The sequence below is a fragment of the Sphingomonas nostoxanthinifaciens genome (assembly GCF_019930585.1).
GTDB classification, from domain to species: Bacteria; Pseudomonadota; Alphaproteobacteria; order Sphingomonadales; family Sphingomonadaceae; genus Sphingomonas_I; species Sphingomonas_I nostoxanthinifaciens.
Genome location: NZ_CP082839.1, coordinates 1,311,713 through 1,334,299 on the forward strand (window position 1 = coordinate 1,311,713; position 22,587 = coordinate 1,334,299).

The 22,587-nt window shown below is 61.4% G+C and carries 25 protein-coding genes and 1 pseudogene; 11 read left to right on the forward strand and 15 right to left on the reverse strand.

The features are described from left to right. The first annotated feature begins 50 nt into the window (after positions 1-50). Positions 51-266: a hypothetical protein gene (locus K8P63_RS06345; RefSeq protein WP_223798975.1), complete on the forward strand. Its 216-nt coding sequence runs from the start codon at positions 51-53 to the stop codon at positions 264-266. Between the two features lie 14 nt (positions 267-280). On the opposite strand, the gene K8P63_RS06350 is transcribed toward K8P63_RS06345, so the two are convergent. The 5 genes from K8P63_RS06350 to K8P63_RS06370 form a co-directional block, all read right to left on the reverse strand. Beyond that, positions 281-928, reverse strand: coding sequence for an HAD family hydrolase (locus tag K8P63_RS06350; protein WP_263282698.1), 648 nt, complete (start codon positions 926-928; stop codon positions 281-283). Positions 929-957: 29 nt separating this feature from the next. Then, complete coding sequence (locus tag K8P63_RS06355; protein WP_223798977.1) at positions 958-1,455, reverse strand: hemerythrin domain-containing protein; 498 nt, start codon at positions 1,453-1,455, stop codon at positions 958-960. A gap of 73 nt (positions 1,456-1,528) precedes the next feature. Further along, a complete protein-coding gene (locus K8P63_RS06360; protein ID WP_263282699.1) occupies positions 1,529-1,948 on the reverse strand; it encodes a DUF4142 domain-containing protein in 420 nt (139 codons plus the stop codon). Positions 1,949-2,049: 101 nt separating this feature from the next. Then, complete coding sequence (locus K8P63_RS06365; RefSeq protein WP_317629354.1) at positions 2,050-3,042, reverse strand: SDR family oxidoreductase; 993 nt, start codon at positions 3,040-3,042, stop codon at positions 2,050-2,052. A gap of 174 nt (positions 3,043-3,216) precedes the next feature. Next, complete coding sequence (locus K8P63_RS06370; protein ID WP_223798979.1) at positions 3,217-3,972, reverse strand: exonuclease domain-containing protein; 756 nt, start codon at positions 3,970-3,972, stop codon at positions 3,217-3,219. Between the two features lie 94 nt (positions 3,973-4,066). Between K8P63_RS06370 and K8P63_RS06375 the strand changes: the two genes are divergently transcribed. Both K8P63_RS06375 and K8P63_RS06380 read left to right on the forward strand, forming a co-directional pair. Then, complete coding sequence (locus K8P63_RS06375) at positions 4,067-4,273, forward strand: hypervirulence associated TUDOR domain-containing protein (RefSeq protein WP_223798980.1); 207 nt, start codon at positions 4,067-4,069, stop codon at positions 4,271-4,273. A 2-nt stretch (positions 4,274-4,275) separates the two neighbouring features. Beyond that, complete coding sequence (locus tag K8P63_RS06380; RefSeq protein WP_223798981.1) at positions 4,276-4,596, forward strand: hypothetical protein; 321 nt, start codon at positions 4,276-4,278, stop codon at positions 4,594-4,596. 31 nt (positions 4,597-4,627) lie between these two features. Here K8P63_RS06380 and K8P63_RS06385 read toward each other — a convergent pair whose 3' ends face one another. After that, on the reverse strand, positions 4,628-4,777 hold the full coding sequence (locus K8P63_RS06385) for a DUF2256 domain-containing protein (protein WP_223799759.1): 150 nt from the start codon (positions 4,775-4,777) through the stop codon (positions 4,628-4,630). Between the two features lie 155 nt (positions 4,778-4,932). Here K8P63_RS06385 and K8P63_RS06390 point away from each other — a divergent pair, with 155 nt between their 5' ends. From K8P63_RS06390 to K8P63_RS06400, 3 genes are all read left to right on the forward strand, one after another. After that, positions 4,933-5,907, forward strand: coding sequence for an ATP-dependent DNA ligase (locus K8P63_RS06390; protein WP_263282700.1), 975 nt, complete (start codon positions 4,933-4,935; stop codon positions 5,905-5,907). Further along, positions 5,904-6,803: an oxygenase MpaB family protein gene (locus K8P63_RS06395; RefSeq protein WP_317629355.1), complete on the forward strand. Its 900-nt coding sequence runs from the start codon at positions 5,904-5,906 to the stop codon at positions 6,801-6,803. The genes K8P63_RS06390 and K8P63_RS06395 overlap by 4 nt, the downstream gene beginning before the upstream one ends. A gap of 400 nt (positions 6,804-7,203) precedes the next feature. Then, a complete protein-coding gene (locus tag K8P63_RS06400) occupies positions 7,204-8,814 on the forward strand; it encodes a site-specific integrase (protein ID WP_223798983.1) in 1,611 nt (536 codons plus the stop codon). Here the strand turns inward: K8P63_RS06400 and K8P63_RS06405 are convergent. The 7 genes and pseudogenes from K8P63_RS06405 to K8P63_RS06430 all read right to left on the reverse strand — a co-directional run bounded on the left by K8P63_RS06405 (position 8,811) and on the right by K8P63_RS06430 (position 16,871). Then, the gene (locus K8P63_RS06405; protein WP_223798984.1) at positions 8,811-9,728 is read right to left on the reverse strand and encodes a hypothetical protein; all 918 of its coding nucleotides are present in this window, start codon (positions 9,726-9,728) and stop codon (positions 8,811-8,813) included. The two genes, K8P63_RS06400 and K8P63_RS06405, sit on opposite strands and share 4 nt — an antisense overlap. A 52-nt stretch (positions 9,729-9,780) precedes the next feature. Further along, a complete protein-coding gene (locus K8P63_RS06410; protein ID WP_223798985.1) occupies positions 9,781-10,563 on the reverse strand; it encodes a M48 family metallopeptidase in 783 nt (260 codons plus the stop codon). Next, positions 10,563-13,610, reverse strand: coding sequence for a type I restriction endonuclease subunit R (locus K8P63_RS06415; protein WP_223798986.1), 3,048 nt, complete (start codon positions 13,608-13,610; stop codon positions 10,563-10,565). The genes K8P63_RS06410 and K8P63_RS06415 overlap by 1 nt, the downstream gene beginning before the upstream one ends. Then, positions 13,607-14,779, reverse strand: coding sequence for a restriction endonuclease subunit S (locus K8P63_RS06420; RefSeq protein ID WP_223798987.1), 1,173 nt, complete (start codon positions 14,777-14,779; stop codon positions 13,607-13,609). Before K8P63_RS06420 ends, K8P63_RS06415 begins: the two co-directional genes overlap by 4 nt. 55 nt (positions 14,780-14,834) lie before the next feature. Beyond that, positions 14,835-15,470 carry an SAM-dependent methyltransferase gene (locus tag K8P63_RS20765; RefSeq protein WP_263282701.1) on the reverse strand — a complete coding sequence of 212 codons (636 nt, stop codon included), beginning with the start codon at positions 15,468-15,470 and terminating at the stop codon, positions 14,835-14,837. A 137-nt stretch (positions 15,471-15,607) separates the two neighbouring features. Next, positions 15,608-16,333 (reverse strand): annotated as a pseudogene (locus K8P63_RS20770) (type I restriction-modification system subunit M); the annotation flags it as partial. A gap of 151 nt (positions 16,334-16,484) precedes the next feature. Then, positions 16,485-16,871: a hypothetical protein gene (locus K8P63_RS06430; RefSeq protein WP_223798988.1), complete on the reverse strand. Its 387-nt coding sequence runs from the start codon at positions 16,869-16,871 to the stop codon at positions 16,485-16,487. Between the two features lie 188 nt (positions 16,872-17,059). Here K8P63_RS06430 and K8P63_RS06435 point away from each other — a divergent pair, with 188 nt between their 5' ends. From K8P63_RS06435 to K8P63_RS06455, 5 genes are all read left to right on the forward strand, one after another. Next, positions 17,060-17,635: a recombinase family protein gene (locus K8P63_RS06435; RefSeq protein ID WP_223798989.1), complete on the forward strand. Its 576-nt coding sequence runs from the start codon at positions 17,060-17,062 to the stop codon at positions 17,633-17,635. A gap of 99 nt (positions 17,636-17,734) precedes the next feature. Further along, positions 17,735-18,313 (forward strand): hypothetical protein, encoded by a 579-nt coding sequence (locus K8P63_RS06440; RefSeq protein ID WP_223798990.1) that lies wholly within the window; start codon positions 17,735-17,737, stop codon positions 18,311-18,313. A 373-nt stretch (positions 18,314-18,686) separates the two neighbouring features. Next, entirely contained in the window at positions 18,687-18,953 is a 267-nt protein-coding gene (locus K8P63_RS06445; RefSeq protein ID WP_223798991.1) for a hypothetical protein, read from the forward strand. 626 nt (positions 18,954-19,579) lie between these two features. Continuing rightward, positions 19,580-19,783, forward strand: coding sequence for a helix-turn-helix domain-containing protein (locus tag K8P63_RS06450; RefSeq protein ID WP_223798992.1), 204 nt, complete (start codon positions 19,580-19,582; stop codon positions 19,781-19,783). Between the two features lie 315 nt (positions 19,784-20,098). Continuing rightward, positions 20,099-20,974, forward strand: a complete 876-nt coding sequence (locus K8P63_RS06455; RefSeq protein WP_223798993.1) for a hypothetical protein — start codon at positions 20,099-20,101, stop codon at positions 20,972-20,974. Positions 20,975-21,610: 636 nt separating this feature from the next. Here the strand turns inward: K8P63_RS06455 and K8P63_RS06460 are convergent. Both K8P63_RS06460 and K8P63_RS06465 read right to left on the reverse strand, forming a co-directional pair. Further along, positions 21,611-22,384: an FAD-dependent monooxygenase gene (locus K8P63_RS06460; protein ID WP_223799761.1), complete on the reverse strand. Its 774-nt coding sequence runs from the start codon at positions 22,382-22,384 to the stop codon at positions 21,611-21,613. Beyond that, positions 22,330-22,581, reverse strand: a complete 252-nt coding sequence (locus tag K8P63_RS06465) for a hypothetical protein (RefSeq protein WP_223798994.1) — start codon at positions 22,579-22,581, stop codon at positions 22,330-22,332. Before K8P63_RS06465 ends, K8P63_RS06460 begins: the two co-directional genes overlap by 55 nt. Positions 22,582-22,587: the final 6 nt, after the last annotated feature.

Genomic DNA, 22,587 nt, shown 5'->3' on the forward strand with positions numbered 1-22,587 from the left:
GTCGAGAGGAGGCCCCGTATGGACGCCTCCTCGTCGGCGAACATTCGATAATGGAAATCTGGAAGTCCATGATCCCGACCCTTTCGCTGCTGGCGGATGAAATCGCGTCGCTTCGGCGCTTTGGCACTGCTTGCGGAGACGATGTGGTCGGGTCACTGGCGGAGCGTTTGGCTAGCGCGTTCACGCACGTTTTGGACGACGTTGCCGAGAACCCTTCAACGTTGGCAGGCGAGATGCCGTCGTGGCGTCAGCGAACCAGAGACTGAGTGCTTCGCCTGGTTCAGTCAGCGCGGGGCATTAGTCTGGCATAGTCGTCGAACACCGAGGCGACATCGGCATAGACGACAATAGCGCCCGCCTGGCGGAGTGCGGAGCCCAGGATTCCGCCTGACAACAGGCCAAGCGTTGGAATGCCGTTTTTCTTCGCAGCCTCTATGTCCCAGACCGTATCCCCGATCACCAGCGCTCGATCGGCGGCGACGTTCGCCTTTTCAAGCGCGGTCGCGAAGATGTCCGGCGCTGGCTTGGACTGGTCGACGTCGTCGATGCTGGTCGCTGCGTCGATGACGTCCGCTACGCCCAGCAGCTTCACGTAATGGTCGAGCTCAGCTTTCTTCGCCGAGGATGCCAAAACCACTTTCCGACCATCGGCATGGACGCGCCGGAGAAGATCGCTCGCACGCGGAAAGGGGCGAGCTTCATTGAGGTATTCGGCCTTGAAAATGGCGCCGTGCCGGTCATCAATTTTCTTCTGCTCGGCTTCATCTATATCCGGGAGGAGCGCAGGCACCAGCTTGTCGCCACCCTTGCCGATCTGGCCGAGGATCGCATCGGCGGACACGTTGTGGCCGTGCTCGCGAAACGCGCGATCCCAAGCTTTCACGTGAAGGTCATTGCTGTCGATCAGCGTCCCGTCGATATCGAACAATACGCCATCGACGATCGGTGCGGATCCGCTCAAACCTTCACCGTTCCGAACGTCGAGGTCTCCGGCTTCGGCAGCTTCTTCTTATAGCTCGCCGTGAGCTCTTTCTTCCGAGCCGCGAGTTCGTCGCCCAGCGCGTCTAGGTCGATGTCGCTGCGCTTGGCCTGCGAGAACAGACCCTTGAGAAACGCTTCTTCTTCGTGGACGTGGTGCTTGATCTGCTCGGCGAGCACCGTGACCTTGGCATCGTAGAAGGCGTCGCTGGGCTTGCCGCCTTCGATCTCTGCGATCAGCACCTTTGCGCCGTCGTGCTCTACGAAACTCTCGTCCAGCAGATCGTCTTCGACCTTGCCTTTGCAGGCGGGGTAGAAAATCTCCTCCTCGATCTGCGTGTGAACGGTCAGCTCGAGACATATGCGCTCGGCCAGCTTGCGCTTGGCAGCGGCACCTTCTGCATTCTCGTAGTCGGAGAAAAGGTCCTCCACCTTGCGATGGTCGGCTTTGAGCAGCGTGATCGCGTTCTGCGCCATGGTCGGAATTCCGATGAAAGAGTCTGGATCTAAGAACGTCAGCGCCTGGCGAGCCGTTCCTAGGATGAAGGATTCAATCGCTGCCGACGCTGGCGACCAACTGATCGGCGCCGGTGATGTGATTTCGGACCATCGTCACCGTATCGGTCGCGAGCCCCTTCAGCGTCGGCACATCGCCTTCTGCAGCATAGCCCTCCTGCGTAGCTAGCGCCGCGCGATGCACCAGGGCTTGGTGTCGCGCGTACAGACGATCGAACGCGTCTCCTCGCGCGCTCTGAAGCGCGGCGAGAAAGGCCGACTGGTCGCCACTGATGCCGGGCTGGGGCGGCTCCAGGCCAGCTAGCGACACCGCCTTAGCCAGCTTCTGAGTCGAATCCTCATGTTCGGACAGCATCCTTGTCGCGAAGGCGCGAACAGCTCCGCTCTTGCTGAGCGCCAGAGCCGTCGTCGCCTCCAGCCGCTCGAATGCGTCCGATTGCGCAGCCGCGTTCACATATTCCCGCGTTGCGCGGGACTCCGGCGCTACGGCATTCGCCGCGGTCAAGGCGGCGACCGCGGTCGTTGCGAGTGCCAGACCCTTGGATCGCAAACCGGTCATGGCTGTCCCTGACCGCCGCCCGCGCCGTATATATTGCCGGTCGTGTAGCTCCCGTCGTCCTCCGCGAGCCGCACGTAGATGCCGGCAAGCTCGGCAGGTTGGCCAGGCCGTCCAAGCGGCGCGGTAGCGCCGAAGGTCACCAGCTTCCCCTGGCTGGCGCCCCCCGAAATCTGAAGCGGCGTCCATATCGGTCCCGGCGCGACACCGTTGACGCGGATGCCCTTCGGCCCGAGCTGCTTGGCGAGGCTCTTGACGTAGTTCATCGTCGCCGCCTTGGTCTGCGCATAGGCATAGAGGTCGCCGTCGGGGTTATAGGCCTGCTCCGAAGCGGTCCCGATAATTGCCGATCCAGGCTCAAGGTGCGGGACTGCGGCGCGGATAATCCAGAACGGCCCGTAGATGTTGGTCTTCATCGTCCGGTCGAATTCCTCGTCCGTGACGTCGAGGATCGAGGGGATCGACTGCTGTCGCGCCGCATTGCAGACCAGGATGTCGAGGCCGCCGAGCCCGCTGACGGCCTTGGCGACGAGCTCCTTGCAGAACGCGGCGGTGCGGATGTCGCCCGGGATGGCCACTGCCTTCCGCCCCGCTCGGCGGATGAGATCGATGACCTCGCGCGCATCGGGCTCTTCCTCGGGTAAATAGTTGATCGCGACGTCGGCGCCCTCGCGGGCGTACGCGATCGCGGCGGCGCGTCCCATTCCGCTGTCGCCGCCGGTGATCAACGCCTTGCGGCCGTTGAGCCGACCGCTCCCGACATAGGTGCTCTCGCCATGGTCGGGACGCGGGTCCATCTTACTGGCGAGGCCTGGCCACGGCTGGGACTGCGACTTGAAAGGGGGCTTGGGATATCTGTTTCGCGGGTCGGTCTTGCCGCCGCGCGACGCGGCCGAAGCGGCGCCTTCAGCTGAAGCGGGAGCCGCTAGTGCCGCCGCTGCTGCGCCCAGAGTGGCCGCCCCTAAAGCCTGACGGCGCGTCGTTTCCTTCATACCGAGTATTCCTTCGCGAGCGCAAGACTATCTAAACATCTCAGACGAGGCGCAGGTTTCGGAACAACATCAAAGAAATGGCTGTCGACTGCGCGATCACGACGCGTTCGGTTTTGGGTGGTCCGGTCGTCCCGGAGTCGGGCGGTTGAGGGCCGTCTGGAAAGACTCGTCGGATCAGATCAAGACACCCTGCCTTGGACGCTCTGCCTCCGGGGCAGCCTGATTTTGCCGTCGCCTAACCTCTGTCTCGGCCGAATAGCGGACGTCTTCGTCGCGATCCGCTGCAAGGCGCCGCAACGCCTCGTCGTCAAGCTCATCCCACCCGCGGCCACGGTCCGCGCCCGCCGGCACGCGCGGCAGAAGGCCGGGAAGATCGCTCCATTCGAGCAATTGCTCGACCGACGCTGCGTTCAGCATGTCGCGCAGATGATGCGCCGTGACGTAGGCGTCGGGCATCGCGCGGTGCACGGGCAGTCCGGTATTTCGATCCAGGCCCTCCGGCATACGCCAGTAGCGCAGCACTTGGTTGGAGAAGCTGGGGCTACCGGGCCACAGCCGAAGCGCGCACTTCCACGTGCAGATCCAGGGCGCCCCTCCTGAGAGCTGGGGCGTGCAGAAGCGCTGCTCGAACGAGGCTCGATGCGCGGCAAGCCCGAGCGTTCCGCCCTCAGGCTTCAGGACCGGCGGAGCAGCATCGCGCCAGAACGGAGCGCCCGCCACGTCTTGATCAATGATGTGGTGCACCGCCATCGTCACCGGCGGAATGGGCCTGCCCGGATTCACCAAGATTGCCCCACGCTCCTCATTCACGAGCCAGCGGCCATCACCGCCGAGGACGACGTCCTGCCAGCCGATCTCGCAGACGTCGTGCGCGGGCGGCCGGGAGCCGGTAGTCTCCAGGTCGATCACCCGGATGCGATGCATCGTCATGTGAACCATATGGGGTGAGATGGCTGTCGCGGCGAGTGTCGCCGTGTCGCAACCCCACACTTCGATTCCGCGTTGAGCGGCCGAGGAGAGCACGATGAAGAAGGATCCAAAGGTCGGCGACAAAGTGAGCTGGTCCAGCTCCGGAGGCGAGGCGCACGGGAAAGTGGTGAAGAAGGCGACCAGCCCAACCAAGATCAAGACGCACAAGGTCGCCGCGTCGAAGGAAAATCCCGAGTTCATCGTCGAGACCGACGAAGGCAAGCGCGCTGCCCACAAGTCGAGCACCTTGAAGAAGGGCTGATCATGGCGACGACATTCAAGCCGACCCTGAAGATGGCCGCGAACGCCAAGAAGGGTCTCAAGCTCCGCGAGAAGTTCGGACGTGGAGGCACGGAGGTCGGCGTCCGGCGCGCCCATCAGCTGTCGAACCGGAACGAAGTCTCCGAGGCGGACGTGAAGTCGATGCACAGCTACTTCGCACGGCATGGCGTCGACAAGGACGGCAAGACCCATGAGTGGGGATCGAGCACCGATCCGTCGGCCGGCTACATTGCGTGGCTGCTTTGGGGCGGAGACGAGGGCAAGACCTGGGCCGACAGGAACGCAGCGAAGCTCGACAAGTGACTGGATGATCCGAGCTTTGGCCGCCTGTCTTCTATTCGGGTCTGGACTTTGACCGCCCCCGGCATCGGTCGGAGCAATACTTAACGTTCTCCCAGTCGCGCTCCCATTTCTTACGCCAGGTGAAGGGGCGCTCGCACGCGACGCAGATCTTGGTCGGGAGGTTCTGCTTGGAGTGTGCCACGGGGGCTGAACGCTCAGAAGCGCGACAGGTCCACGATTGCACCGCTTCGTCGTTTTTGCGCTCCGCCGCGTTATCGCTCGGTGGCAAATGATGCATGAGGATTGCCGGCCTTGCTTCCCATCCCTTTCGATCTCGCGCCGATGGAGGCGAAGCGCGTGGACGAGCTTCCCACCGGCGGTGGCTGGCAGTTCGAACCGAAGTGGGATGGCTTCCGCTGCCTGGCCTTCCGCGATGGCGACGACGTCCGCCTCATGAGCAAGTCCGGCAAGCCGTTGGAGCGTTTCTTTCCAGAAGTAGCGCAAATGCTCCGCCGATCGGGTAGAAACCGCTTTGTGCTCGATGGCGAGATGGTCGTGCCGGTGGATCGGCGCCTCTCGTTCGGCGCACTGCAGGCGCGGTTGCATCCGGCGGCCAGCCGCATCGCGCGGCTCTCCGGTGAGACGCCCGCCGAACTCGTCCTGTTCGACTGCCTCTTCGACGGCAAGGACCGCCGGGAGCTGCCGCTCGCCGAACGCCGGTCGATCCTCGAGAAGTTCTATGAGGCGGAAGGGGAGGTTCGCCTGAAACTGTCTCCCCGGACGCAGGATCGCTACCTGGCCTGCACGTGGTTCGATCAGACCGATGCGCTCGACGGCGTGATCGCGAAGGAGATCGACGCGCCGTATCGTCCGGGCGAGCGGGCGATGCTCAAGGTCAAACGGGTTCGCGAGGCGGACTGCGTCGTCGGAGGTTTCCGCTACGCATCCGGCTCGAAGGAGGTCGGCTCGCTGCTTCTCGGTCTTTACGACGAAGAGGGCAGGCTGAACCGCGTCGGCTTCACTTCGGGTTTCGCGGGCGAGGACGTGGCCGAGCTGACCGCTCGGTTGGAGAGTCTGGTCGAGCCTCCAGGGTTCACCGGAAAGGCGCCCGGTGGACCGAGCCGTTGGGCGACGGAGCGATCGTCCGAGTGGCAGCCATTGAGACCCGAGCTGGTCGTGCAGGTCGGTTACGACCAGGTCACCGACGATCGCTTCCGACACGGCACCAAGCTGCAGCGCTGGCGTCCCGACAAGCGACCCGACCAGTGCCGAATGGAGCAGCTCGAGCGCGAACCCGCGCCGGAGCTTCTCGCCGCGGAACTGAATACGTGAACGATGCTTCTCGCCCGGCGCGGCACCTGCCGCGCCCTGAACTGAATTCGACCTCAGGCATCGGAGCGATCGCCAAGCGCGCGATCGTCGCGCGCGTACGCGCGCTCTTCAACGACCAGCAGCGCGGGAAGGAACCCGTCCAGCGAAGCATGGACGCGCTCTTTGAACCTAGGTCAGTTGTCTGGCGCGTTCACGGCGACGTGACGTCGATGATGGTCGGAGGGGTTTCCGCGCTGCTGCTCCAAATGCTGCATCCTGCCGTTCTGGCGGGTGTGTGGGATCACTCCAACTTCCGGACCGATATGATCGGGCGCCTGCGCAGGACGGCGCGCTTCATTGCGCTCACGACGTATGGCGATCGCCCGTTGGCCGAGGCGGCGATCAAGCGGGTGCGCAGCGTCCACGGCAATGTCGCCGGCGTGCTGCCCGACGGCACGCCCTACCGGGCGGATGATCCGGCGCTGCTCGCATGGGTGCATGTTAGCGAGGCGACGTGCTTCCTCGATGCCTGGCAGCGCTACGGCGATCGACCTCTGTCGGCTGCGCAGCAGGATCGATACTTCGCCGAGTTCTCCCGCGTGGCCATCGCGGTTGGTGCGGATCCGGTGCCCACCTCACGGGCGGCCGCGCTTGAGCTGATCGGCGGCATGCGCGCCTCGCTGTGCGCCGACCAACGAGCGTGTGAGGTTGCACGGCTCGTACTGGAGCATCGGCCGGACAACCCGCTTGCGATCCCGCTGTATGCCGTGACGGCGCAGGCAGCCGTGGATCTGCTGCCGGAATGGGCCCGCCGGATGCACGGCCTGAAGCGCACCCCGACGCTTCTCCGTCCTGCGGTTGCGACAGCTGCGCTCGGCCTTGCGGGGACTTTGCGATGGGCTTTCTCTGAGGTCTGAGACGAGACCTTGTTCCGCAGGACTTCGGCTTGGCAAGGCCCGGCGCTCGGGTCTCGCCTTTCGTGAGGGGGCAAGTGTTGCGTCCGACGGGACCGCCGGAACAGGCTGTCCGTAAGCTCACGTCCGGGCTCGACCTTTGGATACGGTTCCACAAAGCATTTCCGAAGGTTTTTCGTTTTTTCGCTTGGAGGCCCGAGGGTTGCGGGGCCCTTCGTGTCTGCTAATGTGTATCTTAGCGAGAGTGCGGTGGAAATCGCGCTTTGAAATCCGCTCGTTAGAGGCCGATAAGTTTCCTCTTCTGGGCACCAGTCTTCCTAAGCAGTTGAAATGCTTGGGAAAACACCGGAAAACAGCCAATTTTTACAGGTGTCTGTTACATATGTAACAGGAGCCTCAGGCTATGTGCACTTATCTCGATAAGGTCGGATCGACCTACTATTTCAAGAAGGGCGTCCCACAGGATTTGGTGGGGCACTTCCGCACCAAGACTGGCGGCGTGCGGGAGGTCTGGAAAATTTCGCTCGGCACGAAGGACCGGGAAGTCGCCAAGCGCCTCATTCCGGCTCACACGATCGAGATTGAGCGGCAGATAGTCGAGGCGCAGGCTGTTATAGCCGGCAACGCTCGGGAAGCCCCGGAAACGGTTTCACAGAAGCAAACCGATGCCGATGCGGCAATCATCCGTGAAGAGCAGGAACGTGCCTCAGCGATCAACGCTGAGCTTGTGGAGGTGGCTCGCGCCGCTGAGGTGCGGCGGCAAGCACGCCGAGAAGCACGGCAGCGCATGCGCGAGGAGATGGAGGAGCATGCTCGGCGCTTCTCCACGGCCGATCTGCCGCCCTTTCACGCCATCCTGAAAGACATTATGGAAGAACGGGAGGAGGTTGCGGAGGCGTTCCAAGCTCGATCGCCGTTGCCGGATTACGCCACGCCCCAAACCGGGCGGTTCGCTTCGCGTAGGCGCACGCGCCAGAGCGACAGGGGTGACGAACAGCAGCAGGTTCCCCTTTTGGAAATTTTCGATGCCTACGCCGCTGAACAAAAGATCAAGCCGGCTACCCGGATCGGGTGGCGTGCCCACATGGTCGGGCTGATCGAGTTTTTGGGGCATGACGATGCCGCTCGTATGACGACCGATGACCTTTATCGGTGGGTCGATCAACTTTTGAGTGAGACGACCAAGCGCGGCACCAAGAGGAATGCACGGACCGTCAAAGGAAGCTATCTCGCTGCCGTCAATGCCACACTCGGTTGGGCGGTAGGTCGTCGCAAGCTTAAGGAGAATGTCGCATCATCCGTGGTGGTGCGCGTGCCCCGACAGGCTAAACTTCGGGACCGCAATTTTACGACGGCTGAGGCGCAAGCAATTCTGGCCGCGACGCTGCTGGCGCAGGACGGCATCACCGCTGAAACGGTCCTCGCTCGCCGCTGGATACCCTGGCTCTGCGCCTACACAGGCGCGCGCGTCAACGAGATGAGCCAGCTTCGCGGCGCTGACGTGCAGGAGATCGAAGGCATCTGGACGATACGCATCACCCCAGAGGCCGGCACAGTAAAGGCTAACGCAGCGCGTATAGTGCCGCTCCATCCGCATTTGATTGAGCAGGGCTTTCCCGCTGTAGCCAAGGCAACGGGCGATGGGCCGCTATTCTATAATCCCGGCCGGCGTCGGGTCGAGCGCGAGGGCAATCGGCACTTTAAGAAAGTGGGCGAGCGTCTGGCCGCTTGGGTGCGTGAAGATGTGGGCATCACTGACACCGGCCTCCAACCGAACCATGGGTGGCGGCACACTTTCAAGACCCTTGCGATGGCTACAGAAATGCCAGAGCGGATCGCAGATGCCATCCAAGGGCATTCGGCGAAAAGTATTGGACGGACCTATGGCAGTGTGCCGCTCAAGACGATGGCGGACGCTATCGGACGGATACCTCGGTTCCCCGTCAAAACTGTCGGCGCGAGTAGCGGTGAAGTGTTGAGCCCGGCAACTCGCGCCGATCTCGACGCCGATTAAGCGGTCACTTTAACGGCTGCCGCAGGGATAGCCTTGGCGGCAGGTGCTGGCGCTTGAGGCGCAGACTGAATCACCGCAGGTGCTGCGCTGGCCGGCAGAGCCGCCGGTGCGTTCTGCACCGTCGAAGCAGCAACCGGAGCTACCGGTGGGGGCGTGGCCGGCGTCAGGGCTGCAAACACTGGCGCTGGCGTTCCGGCAGGGGCCACCTGCCACTGAAACGGATACTTTGCGCCATTCCAATCCACGGTGACGACAACACGGAACGGCACTTTGCCTTTCACTTTGTCGAGAGCGATCCGACCCGCATAGCTGTCTCCGGGCGCCACAGTGGTCGTCTGTACCACACCGCTGCCAATCGCTTGCATCGTATGATCCAGCTTATTCTGTACCGCGACGATGGAAGCCGCTGTTCCCGCAGCCAGAGCAGCAGTCTGTAGTTCGTCAGCGGTCGAACGGTAGCTAACCTGCGTGGCGACTGTGCCCCATGGTGAAGTCGTCACTGCATTATAGTGCGTGCGCTGGTTTGCAGATGCGGCTGTGGCAAGACCGCCGGCAGCCGCCAAAGCAATAGTCGCCCACATAGCGCGGTTCTTAGCTTTTTGTTGAAGCTGCTGGGCGGTAAAGACAAGCACCGGCTGATTGTCGGACACGACGCTCACGTTTTCCACGCCAATGTTGCTTGGATGATCGCTGTTGTTAAGAACCGCAATGCCGAAGGTTATTCCGCCATGATCGAAACCTAGCGGCGTAATCTGAACGGCGCCGGTCGGCATCTGGAGGTCAAGCGTGGGCACGCCTTGGACAAATCGTACTGTCTCTGCGCCTATCTGTACTGGCTGAATAACAGGCGCGGCAGCGTATAACGACGTGACAACGACCGCGCTCGCAGTGAGCGCGACAACAGATTTGAACATATACCCCCCGGCGTTCAGTATGAACACTGTGCCATTCATCTGGCAGCAAGGTTCAGTCAAGATTAGAATGCGCCAGTTCGGAAGAAATTTCCAGCGTGAGGGTAGGCGTGAGAAAAGCCGACGAGAGGGTGGCCCCGTGCGCATCCAGCCAATGCCTCGCCGGCTCGAAGTTGGGCATCAGTTTCCTGACGATCGCCCAGAATTGCTCGTCATGCGTCCGCCTTTTAAGGTGTGCGAGTTCGTGGGCGACGACATATTCCATTACCCGTTTGGGTGCGAAGATGAGATGCCAGTTCACTAGAAGGTTGCCGGCAGCGCCGCATGATCCCCAGCCCGCAACCATGTCTGTAACTCGCACTGACGCGGGCCTCATCTCCAGACGGCCGCCAATTGCTGCAACTAGTTGTTTCACATCCCGACGAGCGCGCGCCTTGAGCCAAAACTTGAGTTCGCTAGCAACGAGGCGATCCGGATCCTTTTCGCTCCAATCTGGCAAGTCGACGATAAATCCATTTCGATAAGAAACGGTGGCTCGCCCGGCATCGGTAGGGCGAACCACGAGTCTAACCTTCCGGCCGCGATAAAGGATCTTTGAGCCAGTCATAAAGCGCGGAACGGCGTGGCGGCTTGCCTCTACCTGCTCCATGTCGCGGACGGCGTTGAACAGCCACTGACGCTTGCGATTAAGGAAACCAGCTATATCGTCTTCATCGTCGGCTGTCAGGGCTAAGACTTCGACCTGACCGGGCGTAACGGTTATACGTCTCTCCGTGGCGAAGGCGCTGCGGCGAAGCTCATAGGTGATCCTGTGCTTTCCAATACGGACGATAGGCATCAGACCGCGCCGCCCCCGTAACTGTGGATCGCGAACTCTTCGACCTTCTCCCGGATTGGCCTCGTTTCGCCGATGCAGTGCTCGGCAAGAATGCGCCGTACCAGTTGGCGCAGGGATCGCAGATAGGCTTCCATATGTGCGAATGCCGGCTGCGTGGCGGCGGCGTCGGCATAGACAGCATCGATCGCGACGGCGGCAATTCTTAGAGTTTCGTGGGAGTTCTCGGGCGCTGCGGCCTCCATGATGCGCAGTATCGAAAAGGCGTTTTCGCCCATCCCAAGCTCCGCGTGCACGCCTTGCTCCGCCCGAATGTCGCCGGTCAGGCCCTCGAAGTCGGCCAAGCCATCGGCAGCGGCGATCTGTCCGGCCTCGAAGCGGCGAATGATCTCTAGCACCCGCTCGGAAAAGCGACCGTACTGCGCCGGGTTCTTGTCCACTAGTTCGCGGGTCACCCGGCGAAGCTCGGCGGACTTGCGCACGAAAGCCTCCTGCAACTCCTCATCCGATTTCTCCTCGGTCACGAAATCGTCGGCGAAGTTCGGGTCGGTGATGTTGCGCAGGCGGATGGTGGTGGACAGCCCGGTCACGTGGACGTGCGTTTCGAGCATGTCCCTGATCTTGCCGCTGTAACTGCGGTGGTCGAGGCTCTCATCCTTGGCGATGGCCTGCGTCGCGAGGCGCAGGAACGCCGCCGCCCACTTCACTTCGGCCGTGAAATCTAGGATCGCGGGATCGGGCGAGAGATCGCCATAGACCTTGATGAAGATGCGGGTGAGCCGCTGGAGGTCGAACCATTCGTCCTCCCGGCCGTCGGCGGCGATTGCGGCAGCGGCATAGGCTGCCGCCTTCTCGCCCATCCCCTCCAGCTCCATGGCCCGCTTCTGGGCGCGATAGCGCGCATGCGCTTCCTTGAGGTCGTTCCGCAGCACGGCGATGTCGCGCATCGCGTTTTCGACATCATCGGCGCGGTAGGACTTCAACGCCTCGTCGAGATGGCCGGTCACGCCGATATAATCGACGATGCGGCCATTGGGCTTCTCGATCTCCGCGCCGTTTGCCAGCTTGACCGAACAGGTGCGGTTGGTCCGCGCAATCGCTTGGAGCAGGTTGTGCTCCTTGAGCGGCTTGTCGAGATACATGACGTGCTCGATCGGGGCATCGAACCCGGTCAGCAGCTTGTCGCAGACGATCAGGAACTGCGGGTCTTGCCCCGCCACCTTGAACCGCCGCTTGGCGTCCTTCTCGCTCGCCGCGTCCAGATAATGAGCTTCCAGCCCGTCGCGCAGCGCCTGCACCTCGGCAATCTCGGAGGGCTTATTATCCTCTTGACTGGAGGAATAGACGCAAGCAATCATCGCGTCGGCCTGCGCGGTGGCCGTATCGGTGTCCGCACCAGCCCGCGCCAGATCGGCGGCGATGGCGGCGGACAGCGCGGCGCGATATAGGATCACGGCCTCGCGATCGACCGCCACGATCTGCGCCTTGAAGCCGTCCGGCTGGCACACCTGCTTGAAGTGCTCCCAGATGTCCAAGGCGATCAGGCGGATGCGCTCGGGGTGCTTGGCAAGCGTGGCGACGGTCAGCCCCTTGCGCTTCAACGCCTCCCGCTTCTCGTCCGGCAGATCGACAAACCAGCGATCGAACAGGATGTCGATCTCGGCCTCGTTGATCGCCCAATCGGCCTTGCGGCCTTCGTAAAGGATCGGGACGGTAGCACCGTCGCGCACCGCATCGTCGATGCCATATTTGTCGAGATAGCCTTCCCCGGCGACGCTGAACCGGGCGTAAGTGTCCTTGTCGGTCGATTTGATCGGGGTGCCGGTGAAGCCGTAGAAATGCGCGTCGGGCAGCGTCGCTTGCAGATACGCGCCCAAATCCTTTTCTTGCGTGCGGTGGCACTCGTCCACCAGCACGATCCAGTTGGAGGAGTTGGGGATGGCTTCCTTCGACCCAGCAAACTTGAAAATCGTCGAGAGCAGGATTTGCCCGTTGCCGCCCCGGTTCACCGCCTCGCGCAGCGCCGCCACCGATCCGCACTGCGCCGGGTTGGGCAGGCCGCAGGCGACAAAGGTCTTGCTGATCTGATCGTCGAGGTCGATCCGGTCGGTCAGCACGAGGATGTTGGGGTTGGCGAGGCTGGGCGCGTCGAGCGTCAGGTGGGTTTTCAGCTTGAACGCGAGGAACACCATCGTCAGGCTCTTGCCGCTGCCCTGCGTGTGCCAGATCAAGCCCTTGCGGTGCTCGCCGGTTGCAACCCTTTGCACGGCCTTGTTGACCGCGCGAAACTGCTGATAACGGCAGACCTTCTTGATCTTGCGCCCAGTTTCCGGATCAACCTCGAACACGATGAAGTGCGCCAGCAGGTCGAGCAGGCGCGACGGCTCGCACAGGCACCAGAGGTCTTTTGACAGATCGTAGGGGAAGTCGGCGGCAGTGCGGGGCCAAGCATCGCGCCACGGGGCAAAGAACTGTGCCGGGCTGCCGGTCGCGCCATAGAGCGTCGCCATGCCATCGGTGACGATGTTGAAGGCGTTGGGCGCGAACAGGCGCGGGATGTCGCGTTCATACTGCTTGATCTGCTCGAAGGCTTCCTCGGCCCGCGCCGTGGTTTTCAGCGGCGACTTGGCCTCGATCACCACCAGCGGGATGCCGTTCACGAACAGCACCGCGTCGGGGATGCGCGGGCGCTGGGCGGCGACGCGGAACTGGCGGGTGACGTGGAACTGGTTGCGAGAGGGCTTCTTGAAGTCGATCAGCGTGATCGGGCTATCGCGGTTCTCGCCGGAGAGGCGGCGCGAATAGCCGCCGCGCAGCTTCCTCTGCCAATCCTCGTTGTCGGACAGGGTGGCAAGATCGGCGTAGATCGCCTCGGCGTCGGCCTCGCCAATGCCATTGAGGTCGCGCAGCGCCGCGATCAGCACTGGCTTGAGGATGACACGGTTCTCTTCCACCCGCATCGCCAAGGTGGCGGCTGGCGACAGCGCCTGCCAGCCCATCGCCACCAGCGCATCGAGCGCGGGCTTCTCGGCAAGGCGATACTCGCTCATGCGGGAATCCGAACGCGGCCGGACAGAAGGTCGGCCATGAGGGACTGCTTCATCGCCGTCAGGTTCGTGGCGGACGCCTTAGTGTGCAAGGCTCCACCAGCCGCAGCCGCTAAGGTCTCGGCCAATTCGATCATCAAAGCGGGCGGTGGCACAGGGACTTGCAGAGGACGCAGTGTCTGGAGGTTGATGTTCTTCTGCGCGTTCTGCGTTGCCGCTCGGTCCAGCGCGGCCTTGAAGCAAGTTAGCACAGAATAGAGCCAGAACGGATCCACATCGGCGTTTGCCTCAATGCCCACGACACTATCCGGGCAGGCTACCTGATAGGACGCGATGGCGAAGTCGCCGATGTTGGCCGCGATGGTGGTCATGATGGTGCCCGCTGCAAAGACCCGGCTGACCCCAACGCCAAGTTCATTCAACGTCTGCGTATGTCGCGTGATGTAATCGCCAGCAGCGGTAATGTCCCCGGTCTGGATGAACGGGGTTGAACCGCCGAAGTATCGAGGATCGTTGCGGGGCCGGATCGAGAACTTACCGCGCTCGATCCTTGCTAGACGCTCAAGAGATGCAACAGTCCAGCCGGGTGGTAGGTCGTTGGTCGTCCCGTCGGGCGCAACGTTGAGAAGTTCGTGTCGCATTGTCTTACTGGCACACAGCATAGATGTTGCGACCGCGTTCGTTGCCGCAATCGCCTCATCCACCGACCGCAGCACCTCGGCGATTCGCCGCTGCTCGTCGAGTGGAGGGAGGGCAAACTCGAACCGCTCAAACGCCTTACGGTCAACGCGCTGGTGACTGTTCGTGCTGGAGGACGGTGTGATGTCGCGATGGCCGAGGAAGGCTGCGCTGGATAGGTATTGGGTCAGGTAGTCGAGATCGATGCCACTGCCCTGCGCCACCAGCGGCCAAAACTCGGTCGAGCAATACGAGTGCGACGGTGCGTCGCCGCGCACGCGCCAGATGCGCGGGATGCGTGGGTTGAGCTTACTGAACAGCACGCAATCGTCGGGAACAACGGTCTTGTTGCTCTTGATGGCCTCGCCGGGAACAACCTCCGGCCCTGCGCGCTCGTCGAACGCGGGCAGTGAGTAGTGATGGATCTCCGGGAGTGCAGCAAGGTCTGCCGACGAAATACCATCGGTGATAATGCGGACAACCTTACTGAGCATGACTTGTCGCCAATCGGTTGGAGGGCCAGTCACCGCCCGTTCCAGTTCCGCCACCTCACTCGACATAGCGGAGCCTCCGGAGATGGCCGAACATCACGGCTTCGGCCTCATTGCGCTGGGCGATCAGGTCTTGCAGCTTGGCGACTTCCGCCGCGACATCGACCGCCTCGGCATCCGCCCCGGTCTGGACATAGCGGCTGATGTTGAGATTGTGGCCGTTGGCGGCGATCTCGTCCACCGGCACCATGCGGGCCAGCTTGTCGATGTCGGCAAAGCCGTGGACGGCGTCGGCCAGCGCGCGGATATGGTCGTCTGTCAGGAAGTTCTGCGCCTTGCCGGGCGTGTAGGTAGCATCGCCGTTCACGATCAGCACCTTGCCGCGCCGGTCGGCGGGCTTCTTCTTGTGGCAGATCAGCAGGGCGGCAGGGATGCCCGCTCCGTAGAACAGGTTCGGGGCAAGCCCCACCACCGCCTCGATCACGTCTGCGGCCAGCATGGCCTCCCTGATGCGCCCCTCGGCCCCGCCACGGAACAACACACCATGCGGCACCACCACCGCCAGCACGCCCCCATCCTTGAGGCTGGCGAGCATGTGCTGGACGAAGGCAAGGTCGCCATAGCTCTTGGGCGGGCATCCATATTCGTCGCGCCCGAACGGGTCGCCTTTCTGCCAGACCTCGTAGCCCCACACCTTCTCCGAGAAGGGCGGGTTGGCCAGCAGCGGTCATAAGCGCCGACGCCTTCGGTGAACTCACGCGCCTTGGGGTCATATCGCTTCGGTGACAGGATGGTGTCGCCCTTGGCGATGAAGGCATCGTCCACGTCGTGCAGGAACAGGTTGATCTCGGCGATGCCCCACGTCGCGAAGTTCTTCTCCTGCCCATAGAGCGACAGGCTGCGTGCGTTCTCTCCCCGATCTTTCAGATACTGGACCGCCTCCAGCAACATGCCGCCTGAGCCACAGGTCGGGTCGTAGATCGACATGCCGGGGCGCGGCTCGACGATCTCGACCATGAGGCGAACGATCGAGCGGGGCGTATAAAACTCGCCGCCCTTTTTGCCCGCCCCCTCGGCGAACATCTTGATGAGGTAGAGGTAGGCGTCGCCCAGCATGTCGGCGGGCACGTCGGCGTTGCGTAGCCGGTGCTTCTCGAAATGGGCGAGCAGCTTTTCCAGGAGGGCGTCGGAGAACCGATCCTGATTGGCGAAGTCCACATCGCCGAACACACCGCGTAGCCGAAGGTTGGCATCTTCGATCGCGTTCAACGCATTGTTCAGCCGCTGGCCGATCAGCGTGGATTGCTGCCGGACCGCCTCCCACCGATGTTCGGGCGGAATATGAAAGCGATGTTCGTCGGGGTCGGCCGCTTCCAGCCTGTCGCCCGTCTCGGCAAGCAGCGCCTCATATTCCTCTTCCCACACGTCGCAGAGCCGTTTGTAGAATAGCAGGCCGAAGACATACTGCTTGTAATCAGCGGCATCGACCGTGCCCCTAAGGATGTCGGCCGCACCCCAAAGATGCCGCTCCAGCGCCTGCTGGGAAAGTTTGGTCATTGGCCCCCTCTATGCTGCTGTACGCCGTAGGGGCGTGGCCATAAGCGATCAATCTGACATGCGGCCTGTCGACCTGATTTTCGCGTTGTCGTGCGAGATGACACTTCAGAGCGATCACTAGCTCATTTCCCCCCTTTACCCCCCCCCAGCTTTACACAGTCCAGTGGCTCGCTATCGCGCCGCTCCCAATTAACGGTAGCGGGTATGGAGCAAGGTGACAGGGTTGGATGAACTGCTGCGATTGATCGCAGAGGATGTGCGAAGTCTCATGGAACAGCCCGTAGCCCTGCTGGGAGAAGCCCAGCCGCCTCGCGGGAATGGTGTTTACCAGTTTCTCGTCGGCGGTGAGGTGAAGTATGTTGGTGAGGCTAAGGGCAGCGGCGGACTGCGGGATAGGCTGCTCCGCAAGCACATCTCTGGTGACGATGGACACGCGCTCCAGCGAGCCTTCCTTATTGAGTTTCCCGATCGGGCGCACCGTCGCGACCACATCCTTCAGAATGTTTCGGCCCGTTGGCTCGCGATTGATGATGCCCAACGAATCTCAGCAGTCGAGCGAACGCTCATCTGCCTTCTTAGGCCAGCGTGGAACCGTAGGTAGGTTACATCACAACTTGTACGTTGTGAGGCGGCCTCATCGTCCTCATTTGGCTGCCTCAAAAGATACTTGACGGCCTTACGAGAGATGCCTCATAATGACCAAATACCTTGTGAGGGGAATCAAGCGTGAGCCGCATCGCCTACTATCGCGTATCGACGGACAGCCAGAGTATCGAGGCGCAGCGCCGATCACTGGGCGGTGGCTTTGATCGGGAGTTCACGGACGAGGGCGTCAGTGGTGCCACAATGGCCGCACAGCGTCCCGGCTTTGCTCAGGCCCTTGCGTACCTTCGCGAGGGCGACACGCTCTGTGTGGCTGCGCTGGACCGGCTGGGGCGGGATGCTCTCGATGTGCAGGCCACTGTTCGTGAATTGCTCAATGCTGGCGTTACGCTCGATGTGCATGGGCTTGGACCGATCGGCCGTGGCGTCGGCGAATTGATCGTCGCCGTTCTGGCCCAGATTGCCGATATGGAGCGTGCCCGTATCAAGGAGCGCTGCGATGCCGGTCGATCGGCCGCCAGAGCGTCCTTGACCTCTACCGGCCTCACCCATCGCGGAAAGACCAGCCTTGGTCGCCCGATGGTCGCCGATGCCAAGGAGGTAGCCGCGTGGCGCAAAGCGAACGCTGCGAGCATCAGTCAAACCATGGCTCATTTTGGCATCTCAAAAGCCACCGTGTCGCGTTACTGCGCGGGGTAAACGAGTGGCTTCGCTTGACCTTCCACCCCGCTCACGGATCAGGCACCCGCGCATTGGCGGGCTTCCGGTCACCCGCGAGCATGACACATGGGGCGAATTTTGAACGCCGATTACCGCAAGGAGCTTGCCGCCGCCTACCACAAGGGGGGGCGGCAGGCTGTGAAGGAATACAAATCACAGCATCCGGGGGCATCCACCGTTACCGTCCTTGCCAGTGTCGCGGCGGTGAAGCGGAGGCCGAAAGATTTCGCGGGATATGAGAGGCGAGCCGTGGCCCTCTTCTTGACGGAGCGAGACAGCGTAGATTTGAGCAATGCCGCGCTTGCAGCGAAACTTTCCGCCGATGTTCCCGGCTACAACGCTGCGCCAAGCCTTCTGACGGCTCCGCTTGGCGCCCGCGCGCGCCGCGCCGTTCGGGAGATTTTGGAACCGCGCGGCTTTCGGCTTGTCGATGCTCAAGTCCGCACCCTTTCCAAGGTGAAGCTCGCGCTCCGGGCATTGTATGCGGGCGAAGCAGAGAAGTTGTCATTCAATGGCAAAATCGTGTTTACCGAGGATGCGGTGATCGTCGGGGGCAGGCGCCATCCGATCCAAACCAGCGGTGGCCATCGGCGGGTTCACGCAGGCAAGTTCATGCTCAACGTAGACGGGTTGAAAGCGCTGCTGAGCCCCGCATAGAAACTTACTTACGTAAGTTATAGCAATCTGTACACAGGAGCTTTCCATCTCGTCGTCCCGTCGCCCGGTCGGCCGCCAATCCGACCCGCGCTTCGCCCTCCATCAGCGCCAGCCCCGTGCCGACAAACTGGACGCGCGGCAGCGCGACCTATGCCACGCCGACCCCGCCTTCCGTGAGGCGCTCAGGAGGCGCGTCAGAAGCGAGGAACGGTTCTCAGCTTTCATGGAAGGGGCGCCCTCCTACATCACTGTGGAGGCCCCCTGCGGGCGGTGTGGCGGTTTTCGTCGTCGCACCCGGGATCGGTCCTGCTACAAATGCCACCTTGCCCGGGGCCAGGACAATTTCGAGCGCATGAAAGTGGGCGTTTCGCCCGTGACGACCCGCTCGCTCGACAGCCATTTGGACTTGCTGGACCGGCAACGTCGCGAGAAGGCCGGCGAATTCATCGAACGAGAGTTCAACGGACTGATCGCGAGGCGCTTCCCTACCGGCAGGTTAGAGATTGTGTACTCCGATGGGGAGGTCGAGCGTGATCTCAACGATCGCAGCATGCAAGAGATCATGAACGCAACCACCCACGAGCCCGAACTCAGGGCCGCTTTGGACTGGGCTGGATGGACACTCTGGCCCGAAGGGTAGGCCGCTGCCGCCCTTACATGGCGGCAATAATACCGCCCGTGTTTCAAGGTCAGAACTTTGTCGAAGGCAACGTTGTGAAAGGCACTTTCACGCAATCGTGGTTCACGAACAACGTGTATTCGCCTTTATTTATGGTTGGTGCCATCGGCCGGTAACACGCTCGACGTAACTGACCGTCTGATAGCCAGGCAGTTCCATTCCGAGCAGAAGCAATGTTGCTGATGTTACCGATAATGGCATAGAGGAATAGCATGGCTTTTGTTGCATATGTATGCACCATTTCCCAGCCATTTCATCTACACTTAGGCGAACGGAGTGCGTAACGCCTCTGTCCATGTCAGCGTGCATGTCGCTTCCAATCACTACGGATCTATCGACAAGCGTGCATGCGAGATCAAACTTCTCGGAGCCTTGAGCGGCTTGCGCACCTAGAATTGCAACTGCCGTCAGCCAGAAAACATTAATTTTCAAGCTCTGCTCCCACGCACAATAGGGGCCGCAATGACCCGGCGTTGCTTCGGCGTCAACAAAAATGGGTCGTAGATGCCGTGGCCGTAGAAGCCGGATGCGGTGACCTCTGAGTTGTGGCACGCATCTCGGGGCAGCATGATAAGGACGGCCGGCTTATGGCGCTCGGAGCCGCGATACGGACAGCGCGGAAGCACGCTTCGCTGTCTCAGGAGGCGCTCGCAGATGCTAGTGGCATCGATCGATCGCACATGGGAAAGGTTGAACGGGGAGAGCGCAATGTGACGATCCTCAACGTCATAAGGATCGCGGACGCTTTAAGTCTTGAAGCGTCCAATTTGTTGCTCTCTGCTGGCCTATGACAAGCGGCCTTAGCTTCATGGGTAAAGTTGGCTGCAATCCATGAGGATCAAGCGTTAGGATCGCTACAGGATGCGGTATTTAACTCAGAGAGAGTCGCGTTTAGATGGAATTCGGCGATGGTGTCGAAGAAACTCTACTTAATGTGCTCATTAAGGCGAACACCGGAATAGTTTACGTAATGGCTATACGGGGGAATTCGCACTGCTTACGTCGATTAAAAATTGAAACTGTAAATAATACATTCTCTACTAGTGCGGTTGCTGTCATATAATTGTGAGCCGTGTCCTCCGTGAGCGCTTACGGCTTGCGACGTGATGATCAGCCGCGTCAAAATCTGTTTTATTGACAGTCACAGGTTGATCAGCGTAAGTACCTTTAGCATTTTGCCCGGGGGGGAAATCATGCTAAAACGAGTTTATATCGCTATTTTTGCTGCTGGATACACTTTAAGCGGATGTGTGCAAACGAGTGATCTCTATGCAGTCCGACAGTGGGAAAAGCCCGCAACGTTGCAGCCAGATGATCGTCCTCGCATAAATTCAGGAGAGTTAGAGGCAAAGGCGAGTTTCGCCAAATTTGTGATGGATGAATGCGCCAATGCTGACGTGGACATTTCAAAGTCGAGCTTGGCTAGCAATGGATGGGCGTCGAATAATACGACTGCCGTAGTTTGTGTTGAACGGATTGCTGCATATGCAGCGGACCAATGTATCATGATCACGCGGCGTCAGAATGTTGTTGCCGGCGATGCCAACTTAGCGCTTGGCGCGGTAACACTTGGAACTGGAGGTGCCGCTCTATATTATGCGTTGAAAGGGCCGAGCGAGAAAGATTCTGAAGCGTTGTTGGCAAGCGCTGCAACCGCCAGCAATACTGGTCGCGGGTTTCTCCCAACGACGGCAAGTCTAAAGGTATCAGATTTGCTCAGCGGTGCCTTGATCTACGCGGAATACTCGGGCGTATCAAAAGCCGACATTGAGGCTATTAAGGCTTTCAAATTAAAGGACGATCATGGAAAAAGGTCTCCTGCCCTGCAAAGGGCTGCCGCTGCCGAAATAGCAAAAGAAACCGATTTTGAAAGAAGTGCGGATTATTCCATGGTCAAGCTTGCGCGCGTGCACGACGCCGTGTTTGCGGCATGTGGCGCCAACGCATACGGCGTCGTTCCCGCTGCCAAGCCCAACAAATAGAACTGGTTCGAGAAGGAACCTTTACCGCGCAGCTGCCGGTTTCGCACTGAGGGGATACTAATGCCAATTGAGACGTTGCCATCAGTGCCGGACCTGTTACATTCGACTATGCCATCCGTAATAAGTCACCCGCAAAGAATGGCAGTTTTCTAGGTTTTTTGAGGAGGAAGGTTCGAGTCCTCTTCTGGGCACCAGCAGCTCTTCCGGTGACGTCCGACGACGGCCCGGAAAGAGCTGAAATCCCCCGACTTTTATGCTATAGCGGTCCGGTCAAATCCGAGACGGGCCGGCACCAATCAGCGCCTCCCCGATCCAAATCCGTCCCGACACGCCCGAGCGGCTGCGCTGGACCGGCATCTATCCCAGCAGACCTTGCACCGAGGCCTCGATCCAGACGCCTCCGATGCGATTGCGGTTCGAAGCCGCTCGGCCCTCGCTTGGGAGATCCTGCGTCGCGCTCCAGCGTACGCGACACCGATCGCCGATTGCCGTCGCCGCCCGTGCCGGGAATTGCCGCCGATCCGCCTTTACGGCGCGGTGGGGGGCACTTTCGTTCACGATCCATGCCAGACCTGCGCCCCGGTGCTACCGTTGTGGACGGTGGCCGTGGACCCGCGCGTGCTGAATGTCCGCACGCTAACGCCGCGCGACGGCAACACCATGATATTCGATCTGCGGCCTATCGCCGCCATCATCCGACGGCCGATCGCTTGCCCAAGCGACAAAGCCATCGGGGCGAACGAACAATGCGTGGAGGTCTAGCCGGTCGCGCGCGTCGCATCGCACATAGGCGATTTGGTCACCAGAGAGGTCAGCAAGAGTTTGTAGAACGTCGCTTCCGCCAAAATCGAGCATGAGCGCCCGCCCGTGTCGAAGGTGCTCGTTCAGGCGCGTCCCGTCGACCAGTTCGAAATTTGGGGCGCTGCGTCCCACAAGGGGATGATGGCTGCCTAGATCATAGTGCGTCGACATGCCCCAGACGCGCTCGGCGAAATAGGTTGCGCCATCCCGCGTCGCGATCAGGTCGCGGACGATGGCGCGAAGTGCCTGTGCGCCTCGGTCTGGTCGCATCAGCGCGACCTGCGCGCGCGACCAGTCGAGGATATGCTCGGCGAGCGGCAGCCGCTCGCGCTGATAGCTGTCCAGCAATCCCGCTGGGGCATCGCCACGAACAGTCGCGGCCAGCTTCCAACCAAGGTTCATCGCATCGCCGAGACCAAGACTGAGGCCTTGGCCCCCCAGGGGTGAGTGGATGTGCGCAGCATCACCGGCGAGCAGCACGCGCCCTCGCCGATACTCTGCGGCGAGGTTGGCCCGATCCGTCCAGGTCGTAACAAGCCCGAGCGCGATCAGCTCTACTTGGGCGCCGGAGATGCGGCGTAATACAGCCTGGAGGTGGTCGCGGGTGATCGGCCTGCCTCGGTGATGTGCCCCGCGTCAAACTCGACCATTCTGATCGTTTCGGGCAAATCGAAGATGTAGGTGCCGGTCGGCGTATCGTGGTGGCCCGGCTGGAGCACGGATTGATCGGCAAGCTTGACCTGGGCAAAATAGCCGGTGAACTCGGGTTCCGTTCCTGCGAACCCGATACCGGCCGCCTTGCGCACGATGCT